At 64.8% G+C, this 12,072-nt stretch carries 12 protein-coding genes; 10 read left to right on the top strand and 2 right to left on the bottom strand.

Features of this window, described 5'->3' with window-relative positions:
* Positions 1-39: 39 nt before the first annotated feature.
* From BM315_RS05575 to BM315_RS05615, 9 genes are all read left to right on the top strand, one after another.
* A complete protein-coding gene (locus tag BM315_RS05575; protein WP_090498757.1) occupies positions 40-504 on the top strand; it encodes an outer membrane lipoprotein in 465 nt (154 codons plus the stop codon).
* Positions 505-984: 480 nt separating this feature from the next.
* Positions 985-3,777 (top strand): monovalent cation/H+ antiporter subunit A, encoded by a 2,793-nt coding sequence (locus BM315_RS05580; protein WP_090498657.1) that lies wholly within the window; start codon positions 985-987, stop codon positions 3,775-3,777.
* Between the two features lies 1 nt (position 3,778).
* The gene (locus BM315_RS05585; protein WP_090498659.1) at positions 3,779-4,108 is read left to right on the top strand and encodes a Na+/H+ antiporter subunit C; all 330 of its coding nucleotides are present in this window, start codon (positions 3,779-3,781) and stop codon (positions 4,106-4,108) included.
* Positions 4,105-5,610: a monovalent cation/H+ antiporter subunit D gene (locus tag BM315_RS05590; RefSeq protein ID WP_090498661.1), complete on the top strand. Its 1,506-nt coding sequence runs from the start codon at positions 4,105-4,107 to the stop codon at positions 5,608-5,610. Before BM315_RS05585 ends, BM315_RS05590 begins: the two co-directional genes overlap by 4 nt.
* Complete coding sequence (locus BM315_RS05595) at positions 5,607-6,110, top strand: Na+/H+ antiporter subunit E (protein WP_090498663.1); 504 nt, start codon at positions 5,607-5,609, stop codon at positions 6,108-6,110. Before BM315_RS05590 ends, BM315_RS05595 begins: the two co-directional genes overlap by 4 nt.
* The gene (locus tag BM315_RS05600; protein ID WP_090498666.1) at positions 6,095-6,364 is read left to right on the top strand and encodes a K+/H+ antiporter subunit F; all 270 of its coding nucleotides are present in this window, start codon (positions 6,095-6,097) and stop codon (positions 6,362-6,364) included. Before BM315_RS05595 ends, BM315_RS05600 begins: the two co-directional genes overlap by 16 nt.
* Before the next feature lie 9 nt (positions 6,365-6,373).
* Complete coding sequence (locus BM315_RS05605) at positions 6,374-6,706, top strand: Na+/H+ antiporter subunit G (protein WP_090498759.1); 333 nt, start codon at positions 6,374-6,376, stop codon at positions 6,704-6,706.
* Between the two features lie 180 nt (positions 6,707-6,886).
* Positions 6,887-7,792, top strand: coding sequence for a DMT family transporter (locus tag BM315_RS05610; RefSeq protein ID WP_090498668.1), 906 nt, complete (start codon positions 6,887-6,889; stop codon positions 7,790-7,792).
* Between the two features lie 18 nt (positions 7,793-7,810).
* Positions 7,811-8,905, top strand: a complete 1,095-nt coding sequence (locus BM315_RS05615) for a PLP-dependent cysteine synthase family protein (protein WP_090498670.1) — start codon at positions 7,811-7,813, stop codon at positions 8,903-8,905.
* Positions 8,906-9,126: 221 nt separating this feature from the next.
* On the opposite strand, the gene BM315_RS05620 is transcribed toward BM315_RS05615, so the two are convergent.
* Both BM315_RS05620 and BM315_RS05625 read right to left on the bottom strand, forming a co-directional pair.
* Positions 9,127-10,743: an NAD(P)/FAD-dependent oxidoreductase gene (locus BM315_RS05620; protein WP_090498672.1), complete on the bottom strand. Its 1,617-nt coding sequence runs from the start codon at positions 10,741-10,743 to the stop codon at positions 9,127-9,129.
* 131 nt (positions 10,744-10,874) lie between these two features.
* Positions 10,875-11,546, bottom strand: a complete 672-nt coding sequence (locus tag BM315_RS05625) for a COG3650 family protein (RefSeq protein ID WP_090498674.1) — start codon at positions 11,544-11,546, stop codon at positions 10,875-10,877.
* Between the two features lie 117 nt (positions 11,547-11,663).
* Here BM315_RS05625 and BM315_RS05630 point away from each other — a divergent pair, with 117 nt between their 5' ends.
* The gene (locus tag BM315_RS05630) at positions 11,664-12,059 is read left to right on the top strand and encodes a DUF488 domain-containing protein (protein ID WP_090498676.1); all 396 of its coding nucleotides are present in this window, start codon (positions 11,664-11,666) and stop codon (positions 12,057-12,059) included.
* The last annotated feature ends 13 nt before the right edge of the window (positions 12,060-12,072 follow it).

Consider the following 12,072-nt stretch of genomic DNA (forward strand, 5'->3'; position numbering starts at 1 on the left):
GGTCTAATAAGCCAAATATTGCAAGCGGAGGCGGTTCTCATGCGTAAGCCAGTTGCGTTGGTTACAGTTTTTACGGCATTGGCTCTGATCCTGGGTGGATGCGCGTCCAGTCTGACGGGCGACACTTATTCGCGCGATGAGGCGCGCGCGGTGCAAACCGTGCGCATGGGGACTATCGAATCGCTGCGGCCGGTGAAGATCGAAGGTACCAAGACGCCGATCGGCGCCGGCGCCGGTGCGGTGGTTGGGGGCGTAGCCGGCAGCGGTGTCGGTAGTGGTCGCGGCAGCGCCGTGGCGGCAGTGATTGGAGCAGTGGCCGGTGGCTTGATTGGCGCCGCGACCGAAGAGGGCTTCACGCGCACCCAAGGTGTGGAAATCACTGTGCGCGAGGACGATGGCACCATGCGCGCCTATGTCCAGGCTGTCGAGGAGAATCAGGTCTTTCGGGTTGGTCAGCGTGTACGGATCATGACGGTCAACGGCACCAGCCGCGTCGCCCCTTGAACCATGCTCAAGCCGGGTCAGCGTCAGCTGATCCGGCTTTTTCGTGTGCGTAATTCAACGATTCCTACCCACCCGCTGGCAGTCTGTTGAACGGCTACCTGCGATGCCCCTCTTGATAAAAGAGAGGGGCGTTAAAAACCGGCCTGCTACAGTCAGACAATCCCGCAGGTTGCGATTTTAGTAATACTTCTATTCGTATTGCTGCATCGATAGGCATGGATAATCGTGAAATAATCCCGCGCCGACAAAGGCTTAGCCGGCTCTGACAGAGGTCGGCGAGCGGCGGTCGAGCAATGTAAAAGGGCTCTCGGGGAATGACCACGGCCTTCCCGGGTCACGCAGCAGGCGTAGACCTGCCAATACGATAAGGCGCGCCAGAGCCATGACGCGGATTCAGCGTCACGGGGCCTGGCGTAGCAGTTTGGACGCTAAGCGTCGGCCATGATCTGGTCGGCGGACTTGCAAAAAGGGGTTTTGTGTATGGCGCTTGCGCTAATTGTCGCCTTGCCATTCTTGGGGATGATCCTGCCATTGCTGGCCGAGCGAGTGGGGCGTTCGGCCTGCTCGGTGGCGGCGGGACTGGCGCCGATGCTGGCCCTGATCCTGTTGTTGTCGCAACAATCGTCGGTGTTTGCCGGTGATCTGGTCAGGGTCAAGCTGAGCTGGTTGCCGTCGCTGGGGCTGAATCTGAGCTTACGCCTGGATGGCCTGGGTTTCCTGTTCGCCTTGCTGATTCTCGGCATCGGCCTGCTGGTGATTCTCTACGCCCGCTACTACCTGGCGAAACAGGAGCCGATGGGGCGTTTCTTCGCGTTCCTGCTGCTGTTCATGGGCTCCATGCTCGGCGTGGTGTTGTCGGAAAATCTGCTGCTGATGCTGATGTTCTGGGAGCTGACCAGCCTCTCGTCGTTCCTCCTGATCGGCTTCTGGAGTGGCCGTTCGGATGCCCGCACCGGTGCGCGCATGGCCCTGGCAGTGACCGGCGGCGGCGGTCTGGCCCTGCTCGCGGGGATCCTGCTGATTGGCCATATCGCCGGCAGCTTCGAGCTGTCGCAGGTACTGGCGGCCGGTTATGCGATTCGCGCCCATGCGCTGTATCCCCTGGCCCTGGTGCTGGTGCTGCTCGGGGTGTTCACCAAATCGGCGCAGTTTCCCTTCCACTTCTGGCTGCCCCACGCGATGGCGGCGCCGACCCCGGTTTCGGCCTATCTGCACTCGGCGACCATGGTCAAGGCCGGGGTGTTTCTGCTGGCGCGGCTGTACCCGGCACTGGCCGGTTCCGAATGGTGGTTCTACCTGGTCAGCATCACCGGCCTGGTGACCCTGTTGGTCGGCGCCGGTATGGCCCTGTTCCAGCACGACCTCAAGGGCCTGCTGGCCTACTCGACCATCAGCCACCTGGGGCTGATCACCCTGCTGTTCGGCCTCGACACGCGCCTGGCGGCGGTGGCGGCGGTGTTCCACATCATCAACCATGCGACCTTCAAGGCCTCGCTGTTCATGGCCGCAGGGATCATCGACCACGAGACCGGCAGCCGCGACATGCGCCGCATCAACGGCATGTGGAAGTACATGCCGCACACGGCCATGCTGGCGATGGTAGCGGCCTCGGCGATGGCCGGGGTGCCCCTGCTCAACGGCTTCCTGAGCAAGGAGATGTTCTTCAGCGAGACCCTCAACCAGCACCTGCTCGGCAGCTTCAACTGGGTGATCCCGGCGGCGGCGACCCTGGCCGGGGTGTTCTCGGTGGCCTATTCGCTGCGCTTTATCCATGACGTGTTCTTCAACGGCGAACCGATCAACCTGCCGAAGTACCCGCCCCATGAGCCGCCGCGCTATATGAAAGTACCGGTGGAAGTCCTGGTATTCCTCTGCCTGCTGGTCGGCATAGTGCCGGCCTACACGGTGGCGCCGCTGCTCGCCGTGGCGGCGACCTCGACCCTGGGCGGCGGCCTGCCCGAGTACAGCCTGGCAATCTGGCATGGCTTCAACCTGCCGTTGCTGATGAGCTTCATCGCCCTGTTCGGCGGGATTCTCGTCTATTCCTGCCGCCAGCCATTGTTCCGCTGGTATGCCGGGCTGCCGAGCATGGATGCCCGTTTGCTGTTCGAGCAGGCCATGCTGCTGCTGGTGCGGGGCTGCGTGGCCATTACCAGGCGCCTGGAGAACGGTTCGCTGCAGCATTATCTGGCGCTGCTGCTGGGCGCCGCGCTGGTGGTGGTGACTGTCGGTCTCGGCCCCTTGCCGCAAGTCACCGGCTCGCTGGCGCTGACCCCGATCGACGGTATCACCGCCCTGGGTCTGGGCATTCTGGCCCTGGCCGCTCTGACCACTGTGGTGTTCCATCGTCAGCGCCTGGTGTCGCTGCTGATGCTTAGCGTGGTCGGCCTGATGGTGGCGCTGGCCTTTGCCCGTTACTCGGCACCGGATCTGGCCCTGACCCAGCTGTCAGTGGAGGTGGTGACCATCGTCCTGCTGATGCTGGCGCTGTACTTCCTGCCCGCTCATACGCGCGGCGAGTCGAGCAGCATCCGCGGTCTGCGCGATTTCACCCTGGCGGTAGGCAGCGGCGTGATGGTGGCGATCCTGGTATTCGCCGTGTTGACCCGTCCTTACGACAGCATCTCCAGCTTCTTCCTGGACAACAGCCTGTCCGGTGGTGGGGGCAGCAACGTGGTCAACGTGATCCTGGTGGACTTCCGCGGCTTCGATACTCTGGGTGAAATCAGCGTGCTGGCGATTGCCGGCGTCGGCATCTACGCCATGCTCGACGGCCTGCGTCTGTTCCAGCCGCACGCCGACGCCGAAGGCCGCAGTTGGGCGCGTGATCGCCATCCGCTGATCCTGGCGACATTGTCGCGGGTGTTGTTGCCGATGGCGCTGTTGATTTCGGTGTTCATCTTCCTGCGCGGCCACAACCTGCCGGGTGGGGGGTTCATTGCCGGCCTGGTCACCGCCGTGGCGCTGATCCTGCAGTACGTCGCCAGCGGCGTGCAGTGGACCCAGTCGCGGCTGCCGCTCAACTATCACCGCGTGGCCGGCGCCGGGGTGCTGATCGCCGGTCTTACCGGACTTGGCAGTTGGCTGTTCGATCGGCCGTTCCTGACCTCGGCATTCGGCCATTTCGAGATCCCCCTGGTCGGAGAGATCGAATTGGCCACTGCCATGCTGTTTGACCTGGGGGTGTACCTGACCGTAGTCGGTGCGACCCTGCTGATTCTCGCCAACCTGGGCAAGCTGACCCAGGAAAAGGCCGGACAAGAGGTACTTTGAGATGGAAGCTTTGTTTGCCGGAGCCCTCGGCATCCTCACTGCCAGCGGTGTCTACCTGCTGCTGCGGGCGCGCACCTTTCCGGTGGTGATGGGTCTGACGCTGATCTCCTACGCGGTCAACCTGTTCCTGTTCGCCATGGGCCGCCTGCAGACCGGGGTGACCACGGTGATCGGCGCTAACGCCGGCTATGCCGATCCGCTGCCACAGGCATTGGTGCTGACCGCCATCGTGATTGGCTTCGCCATGACCGCCTTCGTGGTGGTGCTGGCGCTGCGCAGCGTCGGCGAAATGAAGACCGACCACGTCGATGGCCGGGAGTCCGCACGATGAATCATGGCTTGATCCTGCCGATAGTGCTGCCGATGTTCATCGGCTGCCTGCTGCTGTTCGGTGCCCGGCTGAGCATACCGGTCAAACGCAGCCTGTCGTTGAGCAGCGCCGCCGTGCTGGTGCCGCTGAGCTTGTGGCTGATGGGGCAGGCCGACCAAGGGGGGCTGCAGGTCTATGCCCTGGGCAACTGGCAGCCGCCGTTCGGCATCATCCTGCTGCTTGATCGGCTCAGTGCGCTGCTGCTGGTGGCCACCGCGCTGCTGGCATTTTTCGCCCTGCTCTATGCGACACGCGGCGATGACCAGCGCGGGCGCAACTTCCATGCGTTGTTCCAGTTCCAGTTGATGGGTATCAACGGCGCCTTTCTCACCGGCGACCTGTTCAACCTGTTCGTGTTCTTCGAGATCCTGCTGATCGCCTCCTATTCGCTGCTGCTGCATGGCGGCGGGCCGGAGCGGGTGCGCGCCGGCTTGCACTACGTGATCCTCAACCTGGTCGGTTCGGCCTTGTTCCTGTTGGCGGTCGGCGTGCTCTACGGCATCACCGGCACCCTGAACATGGCCGACCTGGCCGTGCGGGTCGCGGCGGCCACTGCCGATCAGGCGCCATTGCTGGGCGCCGCCGGCTTGCTGCTGCTGGTGGTGTTCGGCCTGAAGGCGGCGTTCCTGCCGCTGTATTTCTGGCTGCCCAGGGCCTACGCCTCGGCCACGGCGCCGGTGGCGGCGCTGTTCGCGATCATGACCAAGATCGGCCTGTACTCGATCTTGCGCGTGTACACGCTGATCTTCGGTGACGATGCCGGCATGCTGGCCAACATGGCCCAGGACTGGCTCTGGCCGCTGGCCCTGCTGACCATCGGTCTGGGCGTCATAGGTGCATTGGCGGCAGGCAGTTTGCACGGCTTGCTCGCCTACCTGGTGGTGGTCTCGGTCGGCACCCTGCTCGCGGGGATTTCCCTGGGCACGCCGCAGGCCTTGGCCGCCGCCCTGTATTACCTGCTGCACAGCACCTGGATCGCCGGTGGCCTGTTCCTCCTGGCCGACCTGATCGCGCGCCAGCGCGGGGACAAGGCGGCCCAACTGATCCAGGGGCCGGCCCTGCAGAACCCGCATCTGCTGGGGATCCTGTTCTTTGTCGGCGCGATCAGTGTGGCCGGCTTGCCGCCGCTGTCCGGCTTCATCGGCAAGTTGTTATTGCTGCGTGCGGTCGAACCGGGCCTGCAGGCACTGTTCTTCTGGCCGGTAGTGTTGGGCGGTGGCCTGGCCACCCTGATCGCCCTCAGCCGCGCCGGCAGCACCCTGTTCTGGCGGGTCGGCCTGAGCCAGCTGGACAGCGCCGAGCTGGACCGCGGGCGCCTGCTGGCCTGTATCGGCTTGCTGCTGCTCAGTCCGCTGCTGGTCGGTCTGGCAGCGCCCCTGTTGACCTATGTCGAGGCGACGGCGGCCCAGTTGCTTGACCTGCAGTTGTATCGCCAGATCGTAGTGCCGGGAGGTGCATCATGAAGGCCCGTCGCTGGCTGCCCCATCCACTGCTGAGCCTGACCTTGCTGCTGGTCTGGCTGCTGCTGGTGAACGACATGAGCCTTGGCCACTGGTTGCTGGGTGCGCTGCTCGGCTGGCTGATTCCGCTGTTGACCCAGGTGTTCTGGATCAACCCGCCGCGTGTGCGCAAACCGCTGAAACTGTGCCTGTTCCTCCTACGGATACTGGGTGACATCGTCATCGCCAACCTGCAGGTGGCCAAGCTGATTCTCGGCCCCAGCGCCAGGTTGCGTCCGGCTTTCGTCGAAATCCCCATGTTGCTGGAAGACGAACTGGCCCTGACCATGCTCGCCAGCATCATTTCCCTGACCCCGGGTACGGTGTCCGCCGATTTGAGCGACGACCGCAAGATCCTCTTGGTGCATAGTCTGGATGTGGACGACGAAGCCGCTCTGGTCGAGCAGATCAAGCACCGCTACGAAGCACCACTGCTGGAGGTATTCGCATGCTCGCCTACGTGATTCCATTGTGCCTGGCGATCATGGGCCTGGCCTTGGTGCTGACCCTGGCGCGCCTGATCAAGGGGCCCGATATGCCGGACCGCATCCTGGCCCTGGACACCCTGTACATCAACGCCATCGCCTTGCTGGTGCTGTTCGGCATCTGGCTGGGCTCGGATCTGTATTTCGAGGCGGCGCTGCTGATCGCCGTGATGGGCTTTATCGGTACCGTGGCGGTGGCTAAATACCTGCTGCGCGGCGACATCATCGAGTGAGGAATGGTCATGCATAGCTGGATCGAAGCCTTGGTCGCCCTGTTTCTGCTGCTGGGCAGCCTGTTTGCCCTGGTCGGCGCCATCGGCCTGTACCGCCTGCCGGACTTCTTCATGCGCCTGCACGGTCCGACCAAGTCGACCACCCTGGGCGTGGGCGGCATGGTCATCGCCTCGCTGATCTACTTCGGCAGCCGGGGCGAGGGCATCAGCCTGCACGAGCTGCTGATCACCCTGTTTTTGTTCATCACCGCGCCGGTCAGCGCCCACATGCTGGCCAAGGCCGCCCTGCAGCAGAAGCTGCGCCTGAGCGACAAGACCCGCGGCCGGCCCTGGCAGCAGTAGGGCGATTGGACGGCGTTGCGTTCGGAGCGCAACGATAACCCGCACAGCTTTGTGCCGCGTCGGTGAACCCATAGCGCACTGCCTGCCCAACCAGCGCCAGGCGCACAGTTCGCGCAGCCGACTGTACCTGTCCGCGCTGCATCGGCCTCTCTACACTCCAGTTTTTGCGTGGAGCGACCTATGAGAGGGCAGGGCAGGGGAGTGGCAGTGGTCTGCCTGATCGTGGCCATGGCGCTGTGGGGCAGCTCCTTCATCGCCCTGAAATGGGCCTTCGCCGAGTTGCCGGCGCTGTGGGTGATCTTCGCCCGCATGGCCTTGGGCAGCCTGGTGTTCCTGCTCGCCTGGCGCTGGCGTGGACGCATCCTCTATCGTGCCGGCGACTGGAAGTACCTGCTCGGCCTAGCCGCCTGCGAGCCCTGCCTTTACTTCATCTTCGAGGCCCTGGCGCTGCAGAACACCAGCGCCGCACAGGCGGGGATGATCACCGCGCTGCTGCCGTTGCTGGTGGCCATGGGCGCCTTTATCTTTTTGCACGAACGCATCAGCCGCACCACCCTGGCCGGCTTTCTGCTGGCGCTAGCGGGGGCGATCTGGCTGAGCCTGGCCGGCAATGCCGATGTCCATGCGCCGAAGCCGCTGCTCGGCAACTTCTACGAACTGCTCGCCATGCTCTGCGCCATGGGCTACACCCTGCTGCTCAAGCACCTGTCCGCGCGCTATTCGGCCTTTATCCTGACGGCGATGCAGGCGTTTATCGGCAGCCTGTTCTTCTTGCCGCTGGCGCTGCTCAGCGCGCCCATGCCCGCCAGCATCTCGTTGCAGGGGCTGGCGGCCGTGGCCTACCTGGGCGTGGTGGTGACGGCCGGCGCCTATGGCCTGTACAACTACGGCGTCAGCCAGTTGCCGGCCAGCCAGGCGTCGGGCTTCACCAACCTGATACCGCTGTTCACCCTGGTGTTCGCCATGCTGCTGCTCGGCGAACGGCTGAATACCCTGCAACTGTTCGCCGCGGCGCTGGTGTTCGGCGGGGTGGCCTTGAGCCAATGGCGCAATGCGCCGCCCGTAGCGGTTGGCGTGCTGGATTGAGAGTCTGAGGAGACACTGATGAGCGATTCAAGACCCTGGGCGCGCGAGGCGATCCGTATCATCGAGGCGGATTTCCAGCGTAGCGCCGACACCCACCTGATCCCCCTGGCGCTGCCCGGCCTGCCGGGCATCGAGCTGTACTTCAAGGACGAGTCCAGCCATCCCACCGGCAGCCTCAAGCATCGCCTGGCCCGCTCGCTGTTTCTCTATGCCCTGTGCAATGGCTGGCTCAAGCCCGATGCGCCGGTGATCGAGGCCTCCAGCGGCTCCACGGCGATCTCCGAAGCCTACTTCGCCGGTCTGCTGGGCCTGCCGTTCATCGCGGTGATGCCCGCCAGCACCTCGCAGGAGAAGATCGCACAGATCGCCTTCTATGGCGGCAAGAGCCACCTGGTCGACGACCCGACGCAGATCTACGCCGAATCGGAGCGCCTGGCGCGCGAGAGCGGCGGCCACTTCATGGACCAGTTCACCTATGCCGAGCGCGCTACCGACTGGCGCGCCAACAACAACATCGCCGAGTCGATCTTCCAGCAGCTGCGCAGCGAGCGTTACCCCGAACCGACCTGGCTGGTCTCCAGCGCCGGCACCGGCGGCACCCTGGCCACCCTCGGCCGTTATGTGCGCTACCGCCGCCACGCCACCCGGGTGCTGTGCGCCGATGCCGAGCGTTCGGTGTTCTTCGATTTTTACCGCGACGGCGATGCCGGCCGGACCCTGGACTGCGGCTCGCGCATCGAAGGCATTGGCCGGCCCAGGGTCGAGGCGTCCTTCCTGGCGACGGTGATCGACGCCATGTGCAAGGTGCCGGATGCCCTGTCCCTGGCGGCCATGCATTACCTGGCCCAGCGTTTGGGCCGGCGGGTCGGCGGCTCCAGCGGGACCAACCTGATCGGTGCGCTGCTGGTCGCGCAGCGCATGGTCGCGGCCGGCGAGTCCGGCTCGCTGGTGGCGATTCTCTGCGATGGCGGCGAGCGCTATGCCGGCACCTATTACGAGCAGAGCTGGCTGCACGGCCAGGGTTTCGCGCTGGCGCCGTTGATCGAGGCGGTGGCGGCGTGCGCCGAACGCGGCGCGCCCTTGCCGGGTGATTTGCCAACGATTGGCCTCTAACCTGTAGCCGCAGTCTCGTAGGATGGGTTAGCCGCCAACAGGGTGTTCAGGCAAGTCATCCATTTTATGTGCGGCGTAACCCATCATGGCGCACCGCGCCGGGCCACGGTTTTGCAGCCTTTGCAGTTCGTAGGGTGCGCCATGCGCACCATCGGCTTGGCGCCGTGGCCAGGTTCGGGTTGCGATGCCGCAGTCATTGGTGCGCGGCGCACCCTACGAGGTCAAGCATCGGCGAGTCCGAGCATGTCCCGCGCCAGCGCCTCGGCCACGCGAATGCCATCGACCCCGGCGGAGAGGATGCCGCCGGCATAGCCCGCGCCTTCGCCGGCCGGGTACAGGCCCTTGACGTTGAGGCTCTGCATATCCGCGCCGCGGGTGATGCGCAGTGGCGAGGAGGTGCGCGTCTCGATACCGGTGAGTACTGCGTCGTGCAGGGCGAAACCCTTGATCTGCTTGTCGAAGGCCGGCAGCGCTTCGCGGATCGCTGCGATGGCGAAGTCCGGCAGGGCCAGGGACAGGTCGCCGAGTTTCACCCCCGGCTTGTAGGACGGCTCGACGCTGCCCAGGGCGGTCGACGGCCGCCCGGCGATAAAGTCGCCGACCAGTTGCCCCGGCGCCTCGTAGTTGCTGCCACCGAGCAGGTAGGCCTTCGATTCCAGGCGTTCCTGCAATTCCACCCCGGCCAGCGGGCCGCCCGGATAGTCCTGCTCCGGGGTGATGCCGACGACGATGCCGGCGTTGGCATTGCGCTCGTTGCGCGAATACTGACTCATGCCGTTGGTCACCACCCGCTCGGGCTCGGAGGTGGCGGCGACCACGGTGCCGCCCGGGCACATGCAGAAACTGTAGACCGAACGACCGTTGCTGGCGTGGTGCACCAGCTTGTAGTCGGCGGCGCCGAGCTTGGGGTGGCCGGCGTACTTGCCCAGGCGCGCACGGTCGATCAGCGATTGCGGATGCTCGATGCGGAACCCCACCGAGAACGGCTTGGCTTCCATAAACACGCCACGGCTATGCAGCATGCGGAAGGTATCGCGCGAGCTGTGGCCCAGCGCGAGGATCACATGGCGGCTGCGAATCTGTTCGCCGTTGTCGAGGACCACGCCGAGCAGTTGGCCGTCCTCTATCAACACATCGCTGACCCGCTGCTGGAAACGTACTTCGCCGCCCAGGGCCTTGATCTCCTCGCGCATAGCGGCGACCACGCCGGTCAGACGGAATGTGCCGATATGCGGTTTGCTGACGTAGAGGATTTCCTCGGGCGCGCCGGCCTTGACGAACTCGTGCAGCACCTTGCGTCCCAGGTGCTTGGGGTCCTTGATCTGGCTGTACAGCTTGCCGTCGGAAAAGGTGCCGGCGCCGCCCTCGCCGAATTGTACGTTGGACTCGGGGTTGAGCACGTGCTTGCGCCACAGGCCCCAGGTGTCCTTGGTGCGCTGGCGCACCTCGGTGCCGCGCTCCAGCACGATCGGCTTGAACCCGGCCTGGGCCAGAATCAAGGCGGCGAAGATCCCGCAGGGACCGAAGCCGACCACCAGCGGGCGCTCGTCGAGGTCGGCCGGCGCCTGGCCGACCGGCTGGTAGGCGATGTCCGGAGCGGGGCCGATGTGACGGTCGTCGGCAAATTTGCCCAGCAGCGCCGCTTCGTCGCGCAGGCTGCAGTCGATGGTGTAGATGAACTGCAGCTCGCTGGATTTCTTGCGCGCGTCGTAGCTGCGTTTGAACAGGCTGAAGTCGAGCAAGTCGCTATCGTCGATCCCCAGACGCTGGACTATGGCCGGGCGCAGGGCCTCTTCGGGGTGATCGAGCGGCAGTTTGAGTTCGGTGATACGCAGCATCAGGCAATTCCAGGATCAGGGCCGGAGGCAACCCGGCAGCTTTGGCAAGGGAGCGATTATAGGTGTTATTGCAACCAGAGGGGGCAGCGGCTCTGTTGATGGGTTTAAGCCCGGCACAAACGACCATGCACTCAATCGTCGCGCGCGCCGCCGAAGTAGGCGCAGCCGCGCAGCACTTCGCCGTTCAGGCGCAGTTCGGCTGACAGGTGCTGCAACGCGCCGCTCATGCTGTCGACGCAGCGCTGCGGCGCGACCCACAGCACCAGACGCTGGCCGTTGGCTTCACTGCTCAGGTTGAGGCGGCCTTCCGGCAGCTGTTCTTCCAGATAGGGCAAGGCCAGTGGCGCCTGGCCCGCGCAGTTGAGAACCAGCCCCTGGCTGCCGACCACCAGGCTCCAGCTTGGCTCCTGGCCGCTGGCACGGAGGATGGTGCGCTTGAAGTTGGCGTCATCGCAGCCCTGGCCTTCGCGTTGCAGGCGGTACACCCGGCTGAGCGTCAATTGGCCATCGACGCCGGCGCGCTGGCTGGCCGCCAACTGGCCGCGCAGATCGGCAAACAGCGGGCCGGGGCCGTCGGCCAGCAGGTCGGCCGCGTCGCGCATGATCCCGGTCGCGCCGTCATTGGCGATGACCAGACGGCGCTGCTCCTGGCAGGGACGCAGCAGCAGTTGCCCGGCATCCAGGCTCAGCTCGCCTTGCAGGCGGTTATGCTGCATCGAATCGGCCTGGGGTTTTTCGCTGAACAGCTGGCAACTGGCAAATAGCGGCAACAGGGCAAACAATAGAATACGACTGGGGTGCATCGAGGTTCTCCTGGCAAGAGCGGCCACGGTACGCAGGGCTGGTGAAAAAATCGAGCGCAGTGGGCGAGAGTTTTTCACCAGCGCTCAACCATAGGGCAACCACAAGGGCGCAGAACGATGATTCAGTGCAAACGGGTATATGACGAGCCGGCCGCAACCGATGGCCGGCGGGTATTAGTCGACCGGCTCTGGCCGCGCGGGTGCAGCAAGGCAACCTTGCAACTGGACGCCTGGCTGCGCGAGGTGGCGCCCTCCGCCGAGCTGCGCCGCCAGTTTAATCATGCGCCCGAGCGCTTCGCCGAGTTTCGCCAACTCTACCGGCGCGAACTGGCCGGCCATCCGGAGTACTGGCAAGGGCTGCTGGAGAGCGCCGGGAAAGGCACTCTGACCCTGCTGTTCGCCGCACGCGAGCAGCAGTTGAACAACGCCCAGGTGCTGGCCGAATTTCTCGAAGAGGAGCTGGACCGCCGAGCCGAACCCAGCTCGGCGGTATGCTACGCAGACAGGTTCTAAGCCCTGCGACTGA

It is taken from the genome of Pseudomonas borbori (assembly GCF_900115555.1).
Classification (GTDB): Bacteria; Pseudomonadota; Gammaproteobacteria; order Pseudomonadales; family Pseudomonadaceae; genus Aquipseudomonas; species Aquipseudomonas borbori.